Origin of the sequence: Thalassolituus sp. UBA2590 (genome assembly GCF_002339775.1) — a bacterium.
Classification (GTDB): Bacteria; Pseudomonadota; Gammaproteobacteria; order Pseudomonadales; family Oceanobacteraceae; genus Thalassolituus.
In genome coordinates this window covers 1-19,817 of record NZ_DDKU01000066.1, presented here as the reverse complement: position 1 = coordinate 19,817, position 19,817 = coordinate 1, and the positions used below count along the sequence as shown (strand labels likewise).

At 52.4% G+C, this 19,817-nt stretch carries 24 protein-coding genes; 15 read left to right on the top strand and 9 right to left on the bottom strand.

The window, feature by feature from the left end; genetic code table 11:
• Positions 1–12: 12 nt before the first annotated feature.
• Positions 13–675, top strand: coding sequence for an arylesterase (locus B2067_RS06150; RefSeq protein WP_301387811.1), 663 nt, complete (start codon positions 13–15; stop codon positions 673–675).
• Here the strand turns inward: B2067_RS06150 and B2067_RS06145 are convergent.
• From B2067_RS06145 to B2067_RS06135, 3 genes are all read right to left on the bottom strand, one after another.
• Positions 647–1,186: a lipocalin family protein gene (locus B2067_RS06145; protein ID WP_301387810.1), complete on the bottom strand. Its 540-nt coding sequence runs from the start codon at positions 1,184–1,186 to the stop codon at positions 647–649. The two genes, B2067_RS06150 and B2067_RS06145, sit on opposite strands and share 29 nt — an antisense overlap.
• A 91-nt stretch (positions 1,187–1,277) precedes the next feature.
• A complete protein-coding gene (locus tag B2067_RS06140; RefSeq protein ID WP_301387807.1) occupies positions 1,278–1,874 on the bottom strand; it encodes a response regulator in 597 nt (198 codons plus the stop codon).
• The gene (locus B2067_RS06135) at positions 1,871–3,061 is read right to left on the bottom strand and encodes a sensor histidine kinase (protein WP_301387806.1); all 1,191 of its coding nucleotides are present in this window, start codon (positions 3,059–3,061) and stop codon (positions 1,871–1,873) included. The genes B2067_RS06140 and B2067_RS06135 overlap by 4 nt, the downstream gene beginning before the upstream one ends.
• A 245-nt stretch (positions 3,062–3,306) precedes the next feature.
• Between B2067_RS06135 and B2067_RS06130 the strand changes: the two genes are divergently transcribed.
• Positions 3,307–4,389, top strand: coding sequence for an OmpA family protein (locus tag B2067_RS06130; protein WP_301387804.1), 1,083 nt, complete (start codon positions 3,307–3,309; stop codon positions 4,387–4,389).
• A gap of 76 nt (positions 4,390–4,465) precedes the next feature.
• Here B2067_RS06130 and B2067_RS06125 read toward each other — a convergent pair whose 3' ends face one another.
• A complete protein-coding gene (locus B2067_RS06125) occupies positions 4,466–4,717 on the bottom strand; it encodes a DUF1145 domain-containing protein (protein WP_301387802.1) in 252 nt (83 codons plus the stop codon).
• A 178-nt stretch (positions 4,718–4,895) separates the two neighbouring features.
• Between B2067_RS06125 and ubiE the strand changes: the two genes are divergently transcribed.
• From ubiE to tatC, 8 genes are all read left to right on the top strand, one after another.
• Positions 4,896–5,645, top strand: a complete 750-nt coding sequence (ubiE, locus tag B2067_RS06120; protein WP_068440186.1) for a bifunctional demethylmenaquinone methyltransferase/2-methoxy-6-polyprenyl-1,4-benzoquinol methylase UbiE — start codon at positions 4,896–4,898, stop codon at positions 5,643–5,645.
• Positions 5,645–6,271: a ubiquinone biosynthesis accessory factor UbiJ gene (locus tag B2067_RS06115; RefSeq protein ID WP_301387800.1), complete on the top strand. Its 627-nt coding sequence runs from the start codon at positions 5,645–5,647 to the stop codon at positions 6,269–6,271. Before ubiE ends, B2067_RS06115 begins: the two co-directional genes overlap by 1 nt.
• A gap of 2 nt (positions 6,272–6,273) precedes the next feature.
• Positions 6,274–7,926, top strand: coding sequence for a ubiquinone biosynthesis regulatory protein kinase UbiB (gene ubiB / locus B2067_RS06110; protein ID WP_301387799.1), 1,653 nt, complete (start codon positions 6,274–6,276; stop codon positions 7,924–7,926).
• A gap of 90 nt (positions 7,927–8,016) precedes the next feature.
• Positions 8,017–8,397: a phosphoribosyl-AMP cyclohydrolase gene (hisI, locus tag B2067_RS06105; protein WP_301387797.1), complete on the top strand. Its 381-nt coding sequence runs from the start codon at positions 8,017–8,019 to the stop codon at positions 8,395–8,397.
• 7 nt (positions 8,398–8,404) lie between these two features.
• A complete protein-coding gene (locus B2067_RS06100; RefSeq protein WP_301387796.1) occupies positions 8,405–8,737 on the top strand; it encodes a phosphoribosyl-ATP diphosphatase in 333 nt (110 codons plus the stop codon).
• A gap of 12 nt (positions 8,738–8,749) precedes the next feature.
• Positions 8,750–9,013 (top strand): Sec-independent protein translocase subunit TatA, encoded by a 264-nt coding sequence (gene tatA, locus B2067_RS06095; RefSeq protein WP_068440200.1) that lies wholly within the window; start codon positions 8,750–8,752, stop codon positions 9,011–9,013.
• Positions 9,013–9,396 (top strand): Sec-independent protein translocase protein TatB, encoded by a 384-nt coding sequence (tatB, locus tag B2067_RS06090; protein WP_068440202.1) that lies wholly within the window; start codon positions 9,013–9,015, stop codon positions 9,394–9,396. The genes tatA and tatB overlap by 1 nt, the downstream gene beginning before the upstream one ends.
• Positions 9,393–10,133, top strand: coding sequence for a twin-arginine translocase subunit TatC (gene tatC / locus B2067_RS06085; RefSeq protein ID WP_068440205.1), 741 nt, complete (start codon positions 9,393–9,395; stop codon positions 10,131–10,133). The genes tatB and tatC overlap by 4 nt, the downstream gene beginning before the upstream one ends.
• A gap of 11 nt (positions 10,134–10,144) precedes the next feature.
• On the opposite strand, the gene B2067_RS06080 is transcribed toward tatC, so the two are convergent.
• Genes B2067_RS06080 through B2067_RS06060 form a run of 5 tightly spaced genes read right to left on the bottom strand, consistent with a single transcriptional unit; the run spans position 10,145 to position 13,944 of the window.
• The gene (locus tag B2067_RS06080; RefSeq protein ID WP_068440207.1) at positions 10,145–11,038 is read right to left on the bottom strand and encodes a prenyltransferase; all 894 of its coding nucleotides are present in this window, start codon (positions 11,036–11,038) and stop codon (positions 10,145–10,147) included.
• A gap of 17 nt (positions 11,039–11,055) precedes the next feature.
• Positions 11,056–11,346 carry a hypothetical protein gene (locus B2067_RS06075; RefSeq protein WP_301387793.1) on the bottom strand — a complete coding sequence of 97 codons (291 nt, stop codon included), beginning with the start codon at positions 11,344–11,346 and terminating at the stop codon, positions 11,056–11,058.
• A 60-nt stretch (positions 11,347–11,406) separates the two neighbouring features.
• On the bottom strand, positions 11,407–12,201 hold the full coding sequence (locus B2067_RS06070) for a S1/P1 nuclease (RefSeq protein WP_068440214.1): 795 nt from the start codon (positions 12,199–12,201) through the stop codon (positions 11,407–11,409).
• A gap of 25 nt (positions 12,202–12,226) precedes the next feature.
• Positions 12,227–13,288, bottom strand: coding sequence for a DUF3080 family protein (locus B2067_RS06065; RefSeq protein ID WP_301387792.1), 1,062 nt, complete (start codon positions 13,286–13,288; stop codon positions 12,227–12,229).
• Positions 13,285–13,944 (bottom strand): TetR/AcrR family transcriptional regulator, encoded by a 660-nt coding sequence (locus B2067_RS06060; protein ID WP_076516850.1) that lies wholly within the window; start codon positions 13,942–13,944, stop codon positions 13,285–13,287. The genes B2067_RS06065 and B2067_RS06060 overlap by 4 nt, the downstream gene beginning before the upstream one ends.
• 151 nt (positions 13,945–14,095) lie before the next feature.
• On the opposite strand from B2067_RS06060, the gene B2067_RS06055 reads away from it, so the two are divergent.
• From B2067_RS06055 to B2067_RS06035, 5 genes are all read left to right on the top strand, one after another.
• Complete coding sequence (locus B2067_RS06055) at positions 14,096–15,538, top strand: coniferyl aldehyde dehydrogenase (protein ID WP_301387791.1); 1,443 nt, start codon at positions 14,096–14,098, stop codon at positions 15,536–15,538.
• A 10-nt stretch (positions 15,539–15,548) separates the two neighbouring features.
• Complete coding sequence (locus tag B2067_RS06050; protein WP_068436943.1) at positions 15,549–16,106, top strand: twin-arginine translocation signal domain-containing protein; 558 nt, start codon at positions 15,549–15,551, stop codon at positions 16,104–16,106.
• Positions 16,107–16,134: 28 nt separating this feature from the next.
• On the top strand, positions 16,135–17,757 hold the full coding sequence (locus tag B2067_RS06045) for a GMC family oxidoreductase (RefSeq protein ID WP_301387789.1): 1,623 nt from the start codon (positions 16,135–16,137) through the stop codon (positions 17,755–17,757).
• Between the two features lie 105 nt (positions 17,758–17,862).
• Positions 17,863–18,444 carry a hypothetical protein gene (locus B2067_RS06040; protein WP_301387788.1) on the top strand — a complete coding sequence of 194 codons (582 nt, stop codon included), beginning with the start codon at positions 17,863–17,865 and terminating at the stop codon, positions 18,442–18,444.
• A 138-nt stretch (positions 18,445–18,582) separates the two neighbouring features.
• A complete protein-coding gene (locus B2067_RS06035; protein ID WP_301387787.1) occupies positions 18,583–19,770 on the top strand; it encodes a hypothetical protein in 1,188 nt (395 codons plus the stop codon).
• Positions 19,771–19,817 lie beyond the last annotated feature (47 nt).

Sequence of the window (19,817 nt, the reverse complement as noted above, 5' to 3'; positions counted from 1 at the left end):
GTTAAATCGTTAATGTCAGTTTTTGCACTTCTGATCATGACAGGCTTCGCCTGCTCTCAGGTGCACGCTGAGGATCAGGCACAAGTGCATGCTCAAAAGCAGACAGAGCCAAAATTGCTGATCGTTGGCGACAGTATCAGTGCGGGCTTTGGCATCCCGGTCGAAGAACAATGGCCTCTATTATTAGAACAGAAACTGCGTGACCGGTTTCCGCAACTCACTGTTGTCGTTGCAGCAATAAGCGGCGACACGACTTCAGGCGGCCGTAGCCGCTTACCCGCCCTGCTGGAACGCCATAAACCAGACGTCACCCTGCTGGCACTTGGCGGCAATGACGCGTTGAGAGGTACACCACTCTCGCTGGTCAGAAATAATCTGACGGCCATGATTGAGGCCACGCAGGAATCAGGCTCGGAGGTTGTTCTGGCTGGCATGCAGATCCCGCCTAATTATGGGCCAGCATACACAGAGGGCTTCAGAACTCTGTATATAGAACTGTCAGGAAGTTACAACACAGGTCTGGTGCCTTTCCTGCTGGAGGGCGTGGCAACAGTAGATGGCATGATGCAGGACGATGGCATTCATCCTACAACAGAGGCGCAACCGACACTGGCCGATAATGTCGCGCCCGAAGTGATTAAGCTGATTACTCCTCAGACAACGCCTGCGGAGTAATAACAAGCTCGCTCGTATCCACGCCCAGTGCTTCGAGTTGACCAAGAATCATTGAGTATGTGTTCTCGCTCATCTCTGGCGAGCGGCTCAGTATAAAGAGGGTGTATTCAAACGGATCAGTGACCGCTGCATACTCGTAACCCGCCTCATCCAGAACAACGATGAGATAGTTCGGGTATGGCAGATCTGGTGCGCCTGGGAACACCACCTTGAGCTTGGAGTTCGTCTCGTCATCCCAGATGGTTGCGTTGCCTGTGATCTGGTTAAGCTCGCCGTCGAGAGTGTCCTGATATCCCTTGTTCAGCACTTCAACAGAACCATCTTCGAGCAGAGTATATTCCGCCGTTACCCCAACCAACCCCTCATTAAATGAGACCTCATTGGCAGCGATCTGGTACCAGAGCCCCATGTAACGGGGGATATCAACAAAAGGAACAGTCTCAACAATACGGCAGGCTGACAGAGATACAGCCGTCAGAGTGAGCAGAATCAGGCGGGTAAGACGTTGCATGGTTATCTCCAGATCTGTTTGCATAGTTTATATATACAAAAGCTATACACAAACAATACAGAAGACAAGGTACAGTTCAGGTCACCTCATATCAGGAAATACCGCGCTCCCGCAGTGACGCGATCGCCTGAGCACGATTTGCCACTTCAAGTTTACTGAAAAGATTGGACGTATAGTTCTTCACTGTCCCCAGACTCAGGCAACACTGATCTGCGATCTGCTGATTCGTCATACCGGCGACCAGGCAGCGTGCCACCTCAAACTCCCGGGCGCTCAGATCCCAATCCTGAGGGTGATGGCTCAAGGCCGGAAATACCTGCTCACCGGTGGCCACCGCCTGCAGCGCCGAGACCAGTTCACTGATCTCCACACTCTTTGCCAACCAGCCTGAAGCACCATTACGGCGCGCCTCACGACTTAGCGCCGCATCCGCGAAGGTCGAGAGAAAGACCACAGGAGTGCGCAGTGCTGGCTTCAGAGACTTGAGGGTTTCTATGCCGTCCTGACCGGGCATATGGAAATCAAGCAATACCAGGTCACACCCGGAAGGGTGCTCGCCTAACCAGTCTTTCAATGACTGCCCTGACTCAAGAGTAGCAACGACCTTAAACGCCCCCGACATCTCCAGCAGGGTTGCTACGCCCTGCTGAACCAACGCCTGATCATCAACCAGAACGAGCTTCATCATACGCTGGCCTCCGGCAGAGTGATGTTCCAGGTCAGCTCATTGTCATCGGACATTGATACCAAAAAGCGTCCATCCATCGCGGCAATCCTCTCCTCAACACCAGAGAGTCCGTTGCCATAACTGAATTCCCCTGTGTATTCCGCAAGATCCCGGAGCGTTAACTCTATATAGCCATTACTGTAACAACTGCGGATTTCGACTTCGCGCCCCGCAGAGTGCTTCATGACGTTGGTCAGAAACTCACGCACAACTGAAAGCAGAGTCTCGCAACACTTAGGATCAGATATTTTCACCTTTTCATCCCAGAAGGTTTTCACTTTCAGGGTGGTCGCCTGATCGACAAGGTCTGTCATCGCGTCGTAAAAATGGGCCGAAGGTACCTGACGCAAGCCCGATACAATGTCATCCAGAACCGCGAACATCTTCCTGCTGGCGTCACGGGAGCGCTCCAGTGGTGCAACGACATCATCGGACAACTCCAGACGGCTTGCCTGTTGCTCCAGAATCTGAAGATTCATATGCAGCGTCGCCAGTTCATGCCCCATATTATCGTGCAGGTTATGGCGGATATTACGCCGCTCCAGCATGCGCTCCGACTCGGCAATCTGAGCCTGTGCCATGCGCAGCTCATCGCCCATTACCCGTAACCGCCTTACCTCACTGATTTCCACCACGATACTCAGGCCGAAGCTCCACAGTACCAGCTGCATCAGCACACACAGGTAGAAGATCAGCCACTGATCCTGTGAAAACTGGATCGCAAACAACATCGCCACCAGCGTATTAAAGCTGAGTGAATATTTAGGCGAGAAGCGGACAGCCAGTGAGGCTGAGTTCACAACCATAAGAACCGCATACGGTGCGTTCTCTGATGGGACCTCAGCAACACCGACGAGAATAATCGAGCACAGATGTGACCCCACCAGAAACAACCAGAATCGCCAGTCCCGGTTATCAACACGCCAGGCAAGGTTGTTCATTAACAGCTCACGAGTGCCGAAAAAGGCCAGTGCACAGAAACAGAAGACACTGATGGCGACCAGCGAAGAGGCCAGCTGTCGCTGCTCGGGCGGGCATTCCGCCAGCACAATATAAGCCGCGACCGCCCAGGCACCGATGCCCAGCGTAATGATTATTCCGGCCCGGAGTATGTAGGGTATCCGCAAAGGCAGGGTGACGGAGTCCATGGGTGTAGTACCAGTTCTTATCGTTATGGCGCTCAGAGTATTTCATCATCAGGTCAGCAAACGACAAAGGCCGATTAATGCCCGAAGGGTAATTAAGGCTTTTCTAATAAGTACGAATAAAGTACCAGCTTTGTGACCAACTTCCTTGCGAAGTGCCTGCCAGATGTATAGCAAACCCTCCTCAGTTGTAGCTTTGAATTGCAAGCTTAGGTAAAGTTCGTGTGCAATCGATTGGGGGATTGATTATGAAACCTTCTGTACTCAGCGCGGCTATTCTGGCTGCCACGTCCATGCCACTGATGGCTCAGGACCTTCCGTACTATTTTACCGTTGGCGCGGCGCACACTGAAAACGAAATCAGTGTTGACCACTTCGGCGACCACATGAAGCACAGCTACACCAACGAAATCGCTCTTGGTTATATGCTGAAAGACAGCCTCGCGCTGGAAGGAAGCTTCGTAATTCCGTCTGTTATTCAGGACGACTCACGCGCAGACATCGAGCAGTTCCGCTTCAGCAGTCTGTACTTCCTGTCTGACGACGCTCTCAAGCCTTATCTGACCGCAGGTCTGGGCTTCGAAGAAATGCGCACCGACGGTGGCAGTGTTTCAAATGCCCTCGCATCAGTGGGCGCAGGTGTGCAATACGATTCTTCTGAGCGTGTTTTTGCCCGTGCAGAACTTCGTTATGACGACATGATCAACGAATACCCAGAGCACATGAATTATGTCATCGAAGTGGGTTACCGTTTTGGCTCAGCCGCCGCCGCGACAGCATCTGCTGCGGCCGCAGGCAGTACGGTCGCCAGCAACAACATGACTGACGACAGCCAGCTGACCGCGGAAGAAGTCAATGATCTGCCAGCAACCGCGGCGGGCATCCCTGCAAAATCAGCTTTCGAAGACAGCGATAACGACGGCGTTGCTGACAGCGTTGACCAGTGTGCAGATACTGGCAAGGTAGCTATGGTTGGCAGCAATGGTTGTGACCTGATCAAAACCGTCGAAGCTCTGCTGCGCTTCCCGCTGAACAAAGCGGGCATGCCAGGCAAAGCAACGGCTTACCTGGATCAGATTGCCGCTCAGGCGAAAGAAGACAAAGACCTGAAGATCATCGTAAAAGGTCATGCCGACGAGACTGGCAGTGACGAATTCAATCAGTTCATCTCGATGGAACGTGCAAAAACCATTGGTAACTATCTGATGGCGCGTGGCGTCAGCAAAGATGCGATTGAACTGAAAGCGATGAGTGATTCTCAGCCGATCGCTGATAACACTACCGAAGAAGGCCGCCAGCTCAACCGTCGCGTTGAACTGACCGTCGAATAACGGTTCGCCGTAGATTATCAGGGAGGCTCAGGCCTCCCTTTTTTTGTTCTGCGCTTTGTGTTCTGCGCCAACCAGCTCAGGACTTAGGCATAAAACGCTGCAGGTGGAACATACCGAATATAAAGACCTGCACAGCGTCCAGCTTTACGTTGGTGCTCTTTTTGCGGAAAGCCACCCAGAAAAGCAGCACTTCAAGTACGTGGATGCCCGCGACAATCAGACCGATGGTCGGCAGGTAGCCGAGTAAGCCATCCCAGCCCTGAAGCCACGCAGTAATCGCCAGTACCCAGAATAAGAATGTTGCCGCTTTCATAGCTACGGTATTCATTTATTGCTCCCGCAAAGTCTTAGTTAACTTCTGACCAGAAGTCAGAAAAGTATGATGACGCAGATTGCCTGATGCTATTTCGGTTGCACAGGTGCGGTTGTGCCACCTTGCATTGCCAATGAAAGCAGACATTCGTACGCCGGCTGGTTAGAATGTCGGTCCAGATTGGGAGGTAGGCATGTCCGACAATAAAACAACTCATTTCGGCTACGAGACCGTTTCGGTCGACGAAAAAGCTGGAAAAGTGGCTGATGTATTTCATTCTGTCGCTGCGAAATACGATGTAATGAACGACCTGATGTCATTCGGCGTCCACCGCCTCTGGAAACGCATCACCATCGATATGAGTGGTGCCCGCCCGGGCAATCAGATTCTTGATCTCGCCGGTGGCACCGGTGACCTGACGCGTAAGTTTTCACGCATCGTCGGCCCACAGGGCAAGGTGGTACTCGCTGATATCAACTCGTCCATGCTGAACGTCGGCCGCGACCGCCTGACCGATCAGGGGTACGTGGGTAATATCGAATACGTTCAGGCAAACGCCGAGTGTCTGCCGTTTGAAGACAACAGCTTTGATGTAATCACCATGGCCTTCGGCCTGCGTAACGTTACCGACAAAGACAAAGCACTGCGCTCTATGGCGCGTGTACTTAAGCCAGGCGGCCGTCTTCTCATCCTCGAATTTTCCAAGCCGACGAACCCGGTCATGAGCAAAGCCTACGATCTATACTCGTTCAGCGCTCTGCCGTTTATGGGCAAGCTTGTTGCGAACGACTCTGAAAGTTACAAGTATCTGGCTGAGTCCATTCGTATGCATCCGGATCAGGAAACGTTGAAAGGTATGATGGAAGACGCAGGTCTTGTGCGCTGCAGCTACAACAATATGACCAGTGGCGTTGTTGCTCTGCACCGGGGAATCAAACCCTGATGATATCGGCGGTATTCAGTCAGGCGATGTGCCTGCCCGTTGAAGGGCTTATTAATCGTGCGCTTCGCCAGGACGCGGCAACACTTTCACGACTGGCGCGTCAGGAAGGGCGGATGGCCGCCGCCGATATAAAGGGGCTGGGTCGCTTCAATATTCGCCTGCTGCGCGATGGCATCGCTCTGAGCATGACACCCGACTCCGACGCTGAGGTGGTATTGAGTGGCAAGCTGGCGGATTTTCTTGAGCTGGCCCGCGCTGATGATAAAGCGCATGAGCTGATCAACAGTGACATAGATATGGATGGTGACACCGAACTGGCGCTCTATCTGACCCGCACCGTACAAGCGTTAGATATCGACTGGGAGGCCACCATACAACCCTTGACCGGAGGCCTGCTCGCTCATCAGATCGGCAAGGGATTACGTAGCCTCAGTCGCTGGAGCCGTGACACCGGGTCAACCTATCGCACCGCCGCGAAAGAATACCTTGAAGACGAGCTACAGGCGGTAACACCCTCGGCCATGCTCGATGACTTTGCAACACAGACAGATGACCTGCGCCTGATGATAGATCGTATAGAAGCCCGGATTGCCGGTCTGGAAAACAAGAAAAAGACTGAGGACTGAGCGTGGGCAACCTCTGGCGACTCTGGAAAATACTCTTCATATTTACCCGCTACCGGCTGGATGCTCTGGTTCCAACGGATCAGCTACCACTCAAAATCCGCATTCTGCTGTGGCTGGCGCCATGGCGACTGAGCCCGGTGCCGAGCAAACTCAGCCGCGGCGCACGCTTACGCCTTGCGCTGGAAGCTTTGGGCCCTATTTTCGTTAAATTCGGCCAGATTCTATCCACCCGCCCGGATCTGATCCCGGAAGACATTGTCGCAGAACTGAAAAACCTGCAGGACAACGTTGCACCTTTCCCTACTGAGACCGCACTCAAGCTGATCGAAGAACAACTTGGCCAGCCAATCAGCGAGATGTTCGCCGAGTTCTCCGAAAAGCCGCTCGCGGCCGCTTCCATTGCACAAGTCTATGCCGCGCGACTCTTTGGCGAGAATTCAGAAGCCGGTAAAGAAGTCGTGGTTAAGGTCGTCCGTCCGGGCATAGAGGACACCATTGAGCGCGACCTGCAGTTGCTGGAGTTTATGGCTGTATTGCTGGTTAAGTACTCTGCTGAGGGCCGTCGTTTAAAGCCTGTTGAAGTCGTTGAAGACTACCGTCACACCATTTACGGTGAGCTGAACCTCCAGATTGAGGCGTCTAATGCAACTCAGCTACGACGCAATTTCTCAGAATCCGAGCTGCTGTACATGCCGGAGGTTTACTGGGAATACACGCGCAACAAAGTGATGGTCAGCGAGCGAATCTACGGTATTCCTGTTGCTAACATCGACGAGCTGTACGCCCAGAACACCAATATGAAATTACTCGCCGAACGCGGTGTAGAGATTTTCTTCACCCAGGTATTCCGCGATAGTTTCTTCCATGCCGACATGCATCCAGGCAATATTTTTGTTTCGCGCGAAAACCCATCAAGCCCACAATATATCGCCATCGACTGCGGTATCGTTGGCAGCCTCACCGACGAAGATCTGCACTATCTGGCGATGAACCTGATGGCCTTCTTTAACCAGGACTATCATCAGGTCGCGCAGCTGCATGTAGACTCTGGCTGGGTGCCGCCAACGACAAAAGTTCATGAGTTCGCCGCATCGATTCGCAGTGTCTGTGAGCCTATCTTCGAGAAGCCTCTGTCAGAGATTTCATTCGGGCAGGTACTGATTCAGCTGTTCGCGACCGCCAGACGCTTCAATATGGAAGTTCAGCCGCAGCTGGTACTCCTGCAGAAAACCCTGTTGAACATCGAAGGGCTGGGCCGACAGCTGTACCCGGACCTTGATCTCTGGACAACGGCCAAGCCTTACCTTGAACGCTGGATGCGTGAGCGCTTCGGCCCGAAAGCCGCCTGGAAAGAGTTGAAGCGTCAGCTACCCGGCTGGGTAGAAAAAGCGCCGCAAATCCCTAACCTGATGCACGGTGCCCTGACCCGCCTCAACCATCTCGATGAGAATCAGTTGAGAATGCAGGAACAATTGGAAGTTCTGAACGCCGCCCTAGAAGCCCAGCGTTTACAAAAGCGTCACCAGACACTGGGGATCATGACTACCATTACTGGCGGCCTGCTGTGGTGGCAGTCTTACGCATTAGCGCTGCCAGAAATTGCAGGATTAAGTATTGGCGCTGCCGGCCTGATCTGGTTGGTACTCAAGAGCTGACAAAGGGATTCACAAGCGCAGACTTGGCATTAGGCACAGTCGTCGCTCTACGGTATCCTTCGCGTTTCAGAACAGATGAAACAGGGTTGAATGATGAACTGGCTTGATAAAGTGAAGTGGGATAACGATGGATTAGTACCGGCCATTGCCCAGGATCATGCCACCGGCCGTATCCTGATGATGGCCTGGATGAATCGTGAAGCCCTCGAACTGACCGCAAAGGAGCAGCGCGCGATTTACTACTCGCGCTCGCGTCAGAAGCTCTGGCGCAAAGGTGAATCATCTGGCCACGTACAGAAACTTCACGAACTGCGCCTAGACTGTGACAGCGACGTTATCGTCATGCAGGTTGAGCAGGTTGGTGGCATTGCCTGCCACACCGGACGTGAAAGCTGCTTTTACAAGGTGTACGACAATAACGACTGGGTCGACGTAGATCCCGTCCTGAAAGACCCAAGTGACATATACTGAGATTCTTATGAGCGATATTCTTCAGCAGTTAGGTGATATTCTGGAAGAACGCAAAGGTGCAGAGGCTGACTCCTCTTATGTCGCCAGCCTGTACCACAAAGGCCTGAACAAAATTCTGGAAAAGGTGGGCGAAGAAGCCACCGAAACCATACTGGCAGCAAAAGATGCTGAAACCAGCGGTGACAACAAAGACGTAATATACGAAACGGCCGACCTCTGGTTTCATAGCCTGGTCGCACTGGCGAAACTGGGTGAGCGCCCTGAAGCGGTCGTTAACGAACTGGCGCGCCGGTTCAACATGTCAGGCTTAGAAGAAAAAGCCTCTCGTACAAAGAAATAACGGAGAATAACTATGCTTGGCGGTATCAGTATCTGGCAACTCCTGATCATTCTGGCGATCGTCATTATGATTTTCGGCACTAAGAAGCTACGTAATATGGGCGGCGACCTGGGTGGCGCGGTCCGTGGTTTCAAGAATGCAATGAATGAAAAGCCGGACGAAAAAGACGTGTCCGAGGACGATAAGAAGCCGGAATCGCTGACCAGCCAGTCGGCTGAGAAAGCTCCGGAAAAAGACGCAGAATTCAGCAAGACCAAGGATCAGGATAAAGCCTGATGTTTGATATGGGCTTCATGGAGCTGATGGTAATCGGCGTCCTTGCATTGCTGGTACTCGGCCCGGAGCGGCTGCCGAAAGCAGCCCGCACGATGGGGCTGATTATTGGTCGTGTGCGTCGCTCTGTCAGCAACTTTCAGGAAGATCTTGAAAGACAAGCCCGCACCGAAGAGCTGAAGGCCAAACTTCGTGATCCAGCGGCAACCTTTCTTGATGAAGACATTCTGAACCCTGCGTCCATGAGAAAGCCAAACGTGACTCAGGAAGCATCGCAGGAAAAAGAGCCTGCATCGACTGAGACCGCGTCTGAACAGCTGACTGACCAAGCTCCAGAAAAAACACCTGAGCTTTCGAAGAAGCCATCTGAAGAAAAACCTCAATGACCGATCAAGAACTACCCCTTATTGCCCACCTGGTTGAGCTGCGCAACCGCCTGCTGCGTGCGGTGCTCCTCGTTCTGGTAATTTTTGCGGGCTTGTTCTATTTCGCCAACGATCTCTACCTGATCCTGGTTGAGCCGCTGTCGGTACTGATGCCGGTCGAAGGACAGATGATCGCCACGGGTGTTGCATCGCCCTTTCTTGTACCTTTCAAGCTGACCTTTGTTTTAGCCGTTCTGGCTGCAGTGCCTTTTATACTGCACCAGATATGGGCTTTTATTTCGCCGGGTCTGTACCAGCATGAAAAAAAGTTCGCTATTCCTCTCCTGCTGTCGAGTATTTTTCTCTTCTATGCAGGTATTGCCTTCGCATACTTTGTAGTACTGCCACTCGTGTTTGGTTTCTTTACCGGGATCGGGCCGGAGGGCATTTCATTTATGCCCGATATCAGCAATATTCTCGATTTTTCACTGAAGATTTTCTTTGCCTTTGGTATCGCATTTGAGATTCCGGTCGCCACCTTTCTGATGGTGCTCAGCGGCATGACCACAGTGGAATCTCTCAGTGGTAAGCGGCCTTATATTTTTCTCGGCTGCTTCGTCGTAGGCATGCTGGTGACACCGCCCGATGTTATTTCACAGACTATTCTGGCATTGCCGATGTATCTGCTCTTTGAGGCAGGGGTTCTTGCTTCACGCCTGATCCGCACACAGGAAGAAGAAACTTCTGAGGCCGATTAAAAGCGATCTTTTTAGCGGCTCAGCAGCAAAGCTAACGCTAACACGACAGGCGTCAGCAGTGTCGCCATCACATTCATACCCAGGGCCTCCGGTGCCGCTGCAATATTCTCACGTTCCTGATTCAGAGCTGTCAGCGTCTTCAGCGTAAGCGCCCATGGAATGAGTGCCAGCAAGACCCATTGTGGCCACACACCTGACATAGCCGCCATCACAATTAACCCGGCGACTGAAAAGGTCATGATATTAAAGGCCCGAATTCCCGCAGAAACGCCATACCGAATCAACAAATGCTCTCGACCATGTGCTTTATCGGCTTCGATATCAGGAAACTGATTGGCCAGCAGCAAGTTATTTACCATCAGAAAGACCACTGCCGCGCCGAAAGCCACGCAAACCGGCTGTTCAAGCCCTGCGACAATAGCCGTCCCTGTCACCATCAAAACACCGAATCCCAACCCTGGAGCAAACAAACAAAGATACGGTAAACGATTAATGACCGAGGTATAAAACCACACAAGAAGCACACCTATGCCGCCCAACAGCCACAAGGCGGGGTATGCTAATGACAGATAAACACCGATGATGACAACGCACAACAATGACAGGACAGCTCCGGCCAGTACCCAACCTGCCGCCTGCGGATGCTCAGGCAAACCTCCGCTTCCGCCGCTGAAAGGCGTGCGGTCGGTGACAAGATCAAGGCCGCTTTTAAAGTCCTGATATTCATTGAGCATATTGACAGATATATGCGCGAGCAAGGCACCAATCACAACCCAGATCAGATCAGGATTAAATTGAGGAGAGTATCCTGAAGCAGCAAACCCCAACAGCAGGCAAACGGGGGTCAGGATCAAAAAAGGGGGGCGGGTCGTTTTAAGCGTCGTTGTAAAAGTTGATGCATCCATGCCGCTGTCTCTGTTCTTTACCGCATCGGTGGCAAATCCGATATCAGGCTACTCTCTGTCAAAGCAGGGCTGTCTACCAGGGTTTCGGTGTGACACTGCCAACCTGCGCTTCTGCGACGCTGCACAATCTCCCGCGCTTTGCGCTCACAAAATCCTTCTGCTGTTTTTGCATTCCAGACCACCCGTTTTTCTTCTGGTGTCGTAAAATGCACTTCACACGGCAAGCTCCAGCCTTGTGGATATACCACCTGAATAGCATGCCATACCTCTCCACTCTCGCAGACAGTACGTTCTTCTTCTGCCGCCATTGCGAATGACGCCAAGAAACATAAAGGGAGTATTCTTATTATGTTCATATTCTTCCCTGATTAACCTGCACCGCTGACGGGGGCCAACTGATCCAGCAATTTCGCTAGCCGACGAGCAGCAAGATGCAGTCTCGACCGGACCCAATGACGATCAGCAGCGATATCATCATCTTCGAAACGGGCGCCTTTCCTATAGTTCCGATAGATCTCCCGGGTCTTATCCAGCGACTCATTGGCCCAGTCTTCCGGACTACTCTCGCGCAGCAATTCAACAGGAAAAGACGCGATAAGATTCCTGTCTTTCGTTAAAGTTCCCGACAGGCCAGGAACATCTCGATCCCAGAACGCATGGAGATTAGTACGCTCGCCCCGATAATATATCCGCGTCTGGTTACCGCCACGGTCATCTGAGTAGCTGACGTGCAATGGCTGATGTACGTCGCCGACAAAATGCCCCAGGAAAGCCAATGCTTGCCAGTCGGTATCCGGAGCCTTCTTTAGACGCTTCTGCATTGCGCGTATTTCCTCCGTTACACATCCCTTGCCCGGACAATGAGCACGGTGCACGGAGGTATCTTTGCGCGCAACATTGATGTAGTGCCACACCGAGGTGTGCTTGTAGTCGTCTATCTTTCTTACCCGGTCAGGCCAGCCGCAAAGTTGCGCGAATGAACGAGCCTCCCGCGACTGCTGAACCAGCCCGGAAATCATTTTCTGCGTTTCAGGTGCCGCATACTGATAAGCAAGATCGCACACCACCGCATGACTGGGGTAACTGAACGCCTGAGCACCTGAGGCGAACACCGTCATAAACAAAACGGCGGATACTGCGCGCTGCATGCTGTTTATCTTCATAGGCCTATTCTGGGTCAGCTTAGCGTTATTGTGAACCGGGCATCATGGCACATTGAGCCAGAATGTCCTGCCACTTTGTAACATGCCTGCGGTGGGCATTGAGCATAGCGGCCCGCTCTTCCTCCAGAACATTTGTGACATCCACCTGCCATACATCGACAACACCGGTTGGGGCAAGAGAAGAAATGACACTCAGATAACCGATAAGCTCGGCACCGAAGCGGTCTGATTTACTCAGATAGGGTTGAAGCACACCGGCGTAATATTTATGAAAGACGTTCTGCAGAATCTCGGCCTGAGGAGTGCGACGGCCCGCCGGACACAGCGGGCGCTCGCCAAGACGCTGCTCAAGAAGTCGTTCCCCCTTGATGCTGACATCCATAAGTGCTCGATTGGTTAAACGCCAGCGCCCGATGGCCGCTGTCGCTAACATCTGTTGCTGATGAGACTCCATCACTGCCGAATCGTACTCCCAGTCACCAGCCTGCCAGCTCTGCCCCTGCTGCACGACATACGCGAGTGCCTGGGTTGCTGCTAACAATGTAGCCGCTTCCTGAGACGAAGCGTCTGATATTGGAATTAAGCCCTCTGAACGCGAACTGAAAGCCTGCCACTCCTCGGACGAAAACCAGGCATTCCACCAATACGTCATTCTGGCATCGTATTTCTGCTGCAGAAGGCGACGTAACTTCTCAGCAAGCTCGGGATCATCCTCCCCCAGAACGTCGATGCACTCCGGCGCACTTAGCATCAGGTCACGTTGTAGATGAAGTCTCTGACTGGGCGCTGCCAGCTTACCGAGAGAGCTGTTGTTAGCCCCTAGAACACGTCCCAACTCACACGAGGAGAGTGAGAGAAAGTCGAGAAGATTAATGCTTAACTGGGGCTCGTTGACTGACAACTGGCGACGCCCGGGCAAGTCGACGAGCACTGCCTGAAGTGCCTCACCATCAGACTCGGGCGGTTCAACCTGTAGTGCACGACCGAGGCGCTCGAGATAATCATCAAGTGCGGCTTGCTCACCTGCTGAGCAGCCACAAAGCGCGACTGCAATAACCAGGGTGAGAACAAGACGCAGCGACTTCACCGGCGCTGCATCCAGTCCGGGCGTGGGATAAATGCCCGCTGCAGTGCAAGTACGTCGTCCCGATGATCTGGAGTAAGATAGGGACGTTCAAGACTGAACACCTGATAAATTCCGCCCTGCAACATATCCTGCGTGATCACACTCTCATCCCCCGACAACAGATTGCATTGCAGAAACGAAAACCATGAGGTGACGACAATCCAGGTATTCAACGCCAGATCCTGACAGTCCTGTTCATCAGCAGAGAGTATCCCCGCACCACTGAGCGCCAGAAAGATGTTCTCGATCTGCCTCAGACAGTGACTGAAAAAACCACGATAGCGCTCATGAAGCTCCGGGTCTGCGCTCAGCAGATGCTCCATATCCCGGTGCATAAAACGGTATGCCCAGAGCTCATTGAAGACGTCGGTCAGGTAACGCAGCTTATCCTGAGTTTCGATGACTCGCCCTTCCGGTAACGCCAGTATCTCCAGAACTCTCTGCTCGTAACGATCGAACAAATTGGCGATGATCGCCTGCTTGTTGCGAAAGTGATAATAGAGATTGCCCGGCGAAATCCCGAGCCGCGAGGCAATATGATTGGTTGTAACGGCCCGCTCACCATTCTCATTAAACATCTCTAAGGCCACATCAATGATGCGTTCGCGGGTGCCCATAACATCGCTCCAGAATAATCATGTCTCTACTTTAACCTGAGTAAAGGTATATACGGACAATCTTCTTGTCTACGCACGACACCTCTTGACGAATTAGAGTAATAACTCTAATAATAGAATCTGTTTATTTGTTAACCACCCGGAGGCACCCATGGTTGCCACAGTTTCTACCCTGCATTCGCCCGCTCAGGAAATTGAGCGCCTTCATGCCCTGCACCACCAGCAACTGGAGGCATTTCGCGCAGACCCTATGCCGGACGCCGCTGCGCGAATCGAAAAGTTACGGAAACTGAAAACAGCCCTGGTGCAACAGCAGGACTCTCTCGTCAAAGCAGTAAACGAAGACTTCAGCTGCCGCGCCGAGGGAGACACCCTGATTGCAGAAATTATGACGACCGTGCAGGCACTCAACTACATGGTTAAGAACGTCCGCAAGTGGATGCGCCCATCAGGTCGTCACGTCAATATGCTGTTCGCTCCGGCATCGAATGAAGTTGTTTATCAGCCTCTCGGTGTCATTGGCATCATGGTGCCCTGGAACTATCCGATTCAGCTGGCACTGGTACCGATTGCAACGGCACTCGCTGCCGGCAATCGTGCCATGGTCAAAATGTCCGAATTTACGCCCGCAACCAACCGCGCGCTAAAAGACATGCTGGCTTCGGTATTCGACGAAGATGAAGTGGCTATCATCGAGGGTGAAGTTGATGTTTCCAGCGCTTTTTCAGAGGTACCCTGGAACCACCTGATCTTCACTGGCTCCACCGCTGTCGGCAAACACGTCATGGCCGCCGCCGCTAAAAACCTGACCCCAGTGACGCTTGAACTGGGCGGAAAATCACCGGCTCTGATTGCCCCGGATGCCAACCTTGAGCACGCTGCTGAGCGCATCTGCTTCGGTAAGTCACTGAACGCTGGTCAGACCTGTATCGCACCGGATTATGTCCTGGTGCCTGAAGGGAAGGAAAAGGAGTTCATTGGTCGCTATCACCAGGCATTCACCAAAATGTATCCGACCATGAAAGATAATGATGACTACACAGCCATCATTAACGACCGTCAGTACCAGCGTCTGTTCTCCTGGTTGAAAGATGCCGACGAAAAAGGCGCCAAAATCACCCAGATAAATCCGCGCGATGAGAACTTTTCTGACTGTCGGAAAATGCCACCACACCTCATCGAAAACGGTACCGATGACATGACCGTCATGCAGGAAGAACTGTTCGGCCCCATCCTGCCGATCGTCACATACCGCAGTTTTGATGACGCTCTGGCCTACATCACTGACCGGGACAGACCTCTCGCGCTGTATCTGTTCAGTTATAATCGCGATACTGAAAAGAAAGTGCTTGAGCAGACCCACGCAGGTGGCGTTGCAGTCAATGACACCCTGATGCATATCGCGCAGGATGACATGCCTTTTGGAGGTGTTGGCCCCTCAGGTATGGGCCATTACCATGGTAAAGAAGGCTTTGTGACGTTATCCAAAGCGAAAGCTGTGCACCGCAAAGGGCGGATTAATAGCGGTAAAGTGATCTATCCGCCTTATGGCACACGTCTGCACAATCTGGTTTATAAACTCTTCATCCGGTAAGGGGAAAAGAATGAAAACATCCCGCCGTGGATTTCTGCAGCTAGGTGCCATGGGCACCGCTGCACTGACAATCGGTTCAGGAGCAGCCATGTTGACTGGCTGCTCGTCACAGCAGACTCCGGCAGAGGGATTTAAGACACTGCGTGAAGTGGATGTCTATTTTCTTGGTGCTCTTGCACCCGCTGTACTGACCACCAAAGGCTACCCCGGTGCTCTCGGCAAAGACGCACGTCAGCGCCTGCTGGAGTCACTGGACACTCTGATGACGACCCTTCAGGGGCACGCTCTGAGTCAGTTACAAATGGCATTTGATCTGATGGGTTCACCGGTCACCCGTGTTGCCGTTGGTGCGCCGCTTCATCCATGGCAGGAAGCCACCGTTGAAGAAGCCGAGGCATTTCTTGAAAGCTGGCGTGACTCCTGGCTGCCGATCAAACGCATGGGGTATCAGGGACTGTGTAAGCTGATCAGTATTTGCTGGTATTCACAGCCAGAAAACTACGCACTCAGCGGCTATCCGGGGCCACCGGTGAAAGTGCCATATCCATACCCCGCCACTGGCAAATAAAACGACAGAATCCGATAGAGAGAACACGATGAAACGTACACCACACATTCCAATGGTTGCGGGTATCCCTGATCCGATTCTGGAGGGTATCGCAGGCGGCTGGAACGTTCAGGATGCAGCCGACGTTACCGACGGCGGCGTCATCAATGCAGATGTTGTCATTATTGGCACAGGTGCAGGCGGTGGCACTACCGCAGAAATTCTTGCCGAAGCTGGCCTCAATGTACTGATGCTGGAAGAAGGTCCGCTTAAAAGCACCAATGACTTTAAGATGGATGAGCGTGAGGCCTACCACGATCTCTATCAGGAAAGCGCCGGCCGCATGAGCAAAGACGGCTCAATGTCGATCTTACAGGGTCGCTGCGTGGGTGGCACAACAGTCATCAACTGGACTTCGAGCTTTCATACGCCAGAACAGACACTCGAACACTGGGCAAATGAATTCAAACTCGAAGGCGCCAGCAAAGAAGAGATGACGCCATGGTTTGAACGTATGGAAGAGCGTCTGCAGATTGCGCCTTGGCCAGTACCACCTAACCCGAACAACGCTGTTCTGAGCCGTGGTGCCGAAGCCCTGAATCTCGAATGGCACGTCATTCCGCGTAACGTCTCCGGGTGCTGGAACCTGGGTTACTGCGGTACCGGTTGCCCGACGAATGCGAAACAGTCCATGCTGGTTACCACCATTCCGGGGGCACTGAATAAGCAATCTGGCCTTATTTATAATGCTCGTGCAGAGCGCCTGATCATTGAAGGTAAAAAAGTTCTGGGCGTTGAAGTGACGGCCCTGAACAGCGACTACAAACCGAACGGCAATACGTTTTCGGTGAAAGCACCTCACGTCGTGATGTCCTGTGGTGGTATCAACGGCCCTGCACTGCTGTTGCGTTCAGATGCTCCGGACCCGAAGAAGCGCGTTGGTAAGCGTACCTTCTTCCACCCGGTAGCCTTTAACTTCGCTCAGTTCGACGAGCTGATCGATCCGTATTACGGTGCACCTCAGTCTATTTACAGTGACCATTACCAATGGCTCAACGTCACAGGCCCTGCGGGCTACAAGCTTGAGGCAACGCCTCTGCATCCGGGCCTGGCAGCGGTACTCTTCCTGGGGCACGGCGGTCGTCATTATGAAGACATGGGCAATCTGCCCAACACCAACCTGCTGCTGGCACTGATCCGTGACGGCTTCGATGAAGAGAGCCCCGGCGCAAGTATCGAACTGGCCAGCGATGGTTCGCCGATTGTGGATTACCCGGTTAACGATTACATCTGGGATGCATTCCAGCGTGCCATGATCTCAATGGCTGAAATTCAGTTTGCTGCGGGTGCGAAACGCGTTCGACCTTCGCATCTGGACGCCCCCTGGTACGAAACCGTTGAAGAAGCACGCGAAGGCATCAACAACCTGGACAATCGCTCAAACGCATTCACCGTAGGGAGTGCGCACGTTATGGGTGGTATGACCATGGGTGAAGACCTGGATAAGTGCGTCGTCGACAGTAACGGTAAATACCATTACCTCGACAACCTCTACGTGATTGATGGTTCAGTATTCCCGACCAGTATCGGTGCAAACCCACAGCTGTCGGTTTACGGCTTTGCCTGTAAGTTTGCTAACCAATTGGTTGAGAAAATCAAAGCCAGCGCGTAACGAATTTTGTGGTGGGCACTGCCCACCACAAAATCCCTTCATCACATCAGTTGGTAAATACCACCTGCCCCGGAACTGCTCCGAGATTTAACAAGGATTGTTAAAATGAAACACGAAACAATATTTAAAGAAATCAGTGATACATATCCTGAGCATTTACGCACCCTCTTTACAGCCGTAATCACAGAGAATCCCGAGCTAGACATTTACCACATTGGGCTTACTCTTGACGGTGACGTTCAATCCTGCGCACTGACATTCTCTTCAGAGCAAAACCTCGAACACCCTCATCTACGCTGGTCAATCTGGGGCGATACTCCTCACCTGGAAGATCCGAGATATAACGCGCTGATTCGCCCTATCCAAGAACCACTGGAGCGGCTCTACGACTGCCTCGACGAACAGGAAAACGGCGGGGATATCACAGAATATTGCGACTATCTGAGAGAAATTCATGAAGACTGCTGGGAGTTAATCAGTAAAGCCGTCAATGAAGCACTGGACTGTGATGCACTAAAACCATACTTAAATGGAACATCGTGCATTTTTTCAGTTTCAATGATTGATGACGAAGACTGTCTTTGGATCCGCAGCGTGAGAACAATTCACGGGGAAGAAACCGCACAACGCTTTTCCGCAGAACTTGCCGAAGCGCAAAGAGCCGCAAAGGAGTATTACGGCTTTTAAACGCTTCAGATTCGCCCCCCCGATTAAGGAATTAAGCTACTGCTGAAGCGATGACCAGACACAAAACGCCAGTTTGTCTCATACTTTCATCTGGCTCATAATGCGGCCTTTCAGGATACACTGCCAAAAGGATCTTTCATGTCACAGCTACTCGCCGGCCACAACGCTGGCTTTCGCGTTCGCGCACAGAACGAAATAATCGAAGAACAATTTACGAAGCTTAGCGACGCTGCCAAAGAAGGCGATAACTATTGGGCCGTGCAAGCGATCAATACCCTGCGCTCGCTGGCCTCCGGCTACAACGGTGATAACGTCTATGTCTCGGTCGACAACCGTTACGCCGATGGCCGGACGCTGTTTAAAATCGTGATGCCGGGGTGTGAAGCCTACGTACGCCATGAATCGAATGGTGAGCTGTTGATTCTGAAGATTCAGGCCAGTGATGACTATGCGCAGATGCAGAACGATGGTAAGAAGCCGGGTTATTTTGAGCTCGAGTACAACGAAAGAGGACAACTTGCTCCAGAGCCCAAGCAAACCATCACAAAGACTCGGGACAGAAAGACCGTTGTTATCTGTGGCGGACAGCCTACCATTAACGAAGCTCGGCAAGCGGCGATTCATTATGTCAAAGCAATGAAAATTGCCGATGCGGAAGATGTTTGCTTTGTTCATACACCCAGTGATAGCAACTCATTCCGGGGGAATCGCCGGATTAATTCCCGCAAAGCGGATAAAGACCCAGCAATGAGGGAGTCCGCCCTTATCGTCCGCGACCTGATGCTCAGCGCTCAGGGTATAGGTAAGGTTAAGTGGATAACTCAGGGGGCTGGCTCCGGCATTACGTATCAGGCTTTAATGATGAAGGGCGGACAGGAGCTTAATATGAAAGGCCACTGGTTATATCTCGCAGGCGCGACCACCAGCGCCCCGGCCCTTGAACAACAAGCGGTAACCCTCGGATTTACGACCGACCGGGATAATAAATATTACGACAGCCTGAACCCAGACCAACTGATAGGCTCTGGAAGATTACAAGGCGGCAATATATTAACGGCCTGGCGACGTTTACGTTCCGGCCGTGATACTGAATACACTCCGCTGAAATTTGGCGTCGATGCAGGGAAAGAAGCCTTAATGATGAACTCGACCTTTAATTCGGTATCCGCCGTGCAAAAGGCTCTGGTTGTGGCAGGGGCGTCAACGGGCCTTGCCAGTGGCGCTACTGCTATCGCAGGCCTAGGCATAGCTTTACTTGGTGTGGGCGGTATCGCGTTTCATAGCTTCTTCCCCGAGGAATATCACAACAGTAAGGACAAATTCTGATGTTCTACTTCCCGATCAAACTGCGTGAACGCCGCGGGCCAACACAG

Bases quoted from the DNA above. Each gene is read 5' to 3' on its own strand.
- B2067_RS06150 (WP_301387811.1), top strand. From the start codon at position 13: ATGTCAGTTTTTGCACTTCTGATCATGACAGGCTTCGCCTGCTCTCAG.
- B2067_RS06145 (WP_301387810.1), bottom strand. From the start codon at position 1,186: ATGCAACGTCTTACCCGCCTGATTCTGCTCACTCTGACGGCTGTATCT.
- B2067_RS06140 (WP_301387807.1), bottom strand. From the start codon at position 1,874: ATGATGAAGCTCGTTCTGGTTGATGATCAGGCGTTGGTTCAGCAGGGC.
- B2067_RS06135 (WP_301387806.1), bottom strand. From the start codon at position 3,061: ATGGACTCCGTCACCCTGCCTTTGCGGATACCCTACATACTCCGGGCC.
- B2067_RS06130 (WP_301387804.1), top strand. From the start codon at position 3,307: ATGAAACCTTCTGTACTCAGCGCGGCTATTCTGGCTGCCACGTCCATG.
- B2067_RS06125 (WP_301387802.1), bottom strand. From the start codon at position 4,717: ATGAATACCGTAGCTATGAAAGCGGCAACATTCTTATTCTGGGTACTG.
- ubiE (WP_068440186.1), top strand. From the start codon at position 4,896: ATGTCCGACAATAAAACAACTCATTTCGGCTACGAGACCGTTTCGGTC.
- B2067_RS06115 (WP_301387800.1), top strand. From the start codon at position 5,645: ATGATATCGGCGGTATTCAGTCAGGCGATGTGCCTGCCCGTTGAAGGG.
- hisI (WP_301387797.1), top strand. From the start codon at position 8,017: ATGATGAACTGGCTTGATAAAGTGAAGTGGGATAACGATGGATTAGTA.
- B2067_RS06100 (WP_301387796.1), top strand. From the start codon at position 8,405: ATGAGCGATATTCTTCAGCAGTTAGGTGATATTCTGGAAGAACGCAAA.
- tatA (WP_068440200.1), top strand. From the start codon at position 8,750: ATGCTTGGCGGTATCAGTATCTGGCAACTCCTGATCATTCTGGCGATC.
- tatB (WP_068440202.1), top strand. From the start codon at position 9,013: ATGTTTGATATGGGCTTCATGGAGCTGATGGTAATCGGCGTCCTTGCA.
- tatC (WP_068440205.1), top strand. From the start codon at position 9,393: ATGACCGATCAAGAACTACCCCTTATTGCCCACCTGGTTGAGCTGCGC.
- B2067_RS06080 (WP_068440207.1), bottom strand. From the start codon at position 11,038: ATGGATGCATCAACTTTTACAACGACGCTTAAAACGACCCGCCCCCCT.
- B2067_RS06075 (WP_301387793.1), bottom strand. From the start codon at position 11,346: ATGGCGGCAGAAGAAGAACGTACTGTCTGCGAGAGTGGAGAGGTATGG.
- B2067_RS06070 (WP_068440214.1), bottom strand. From the start codon at position 12,201: ATGAAGATAAACAGCATGCAGCGCGCAGTATCCGCCGTTTTGTTTATG.
- B2067_RS06060 (WP_076516850.1), bottom strand. From the start codon at position 13,944: ATGGGCACCCGCGAACGCATCATTGATGTGGCCTTAGAGATGTTTAAT.
- B2067_RS06055 (WP_301387791.1), top strand. From the start codon at position 14,096: ATGGTTGCCACAGTTTCTACCCTGCATTCGCCCGCTCAGGAAATTGAG.
- B2067_RS06050 (WP_068436943.1), top strand. From the start codon at position 15,549: ATGAAAACATCCCGCCGTGGATTTCTGCAGCTAGGTGCCATGGGCACC.
- B2067_RS06045 (WP_301387789.1), top strand. From the start codon at position 16,135: ATGAAACGTACACCACACATTCCAATGGTTGCGGGTATCCCTGATCCG.
- B2067_RS06040 (WP_301387788.1), top strand. From the start codon at position 17,863: ATGAAACACGAAACAATATTTAAAGAAATCAGTGATACATATCCTGAG.
- B2067_RS06035 (WP_301387787.1), top strand. From the start codon at position 18,583: ATGTCACAGCTACTCGCCGGCCACAACGCTGGCTTTCGCGTTCGCGCA.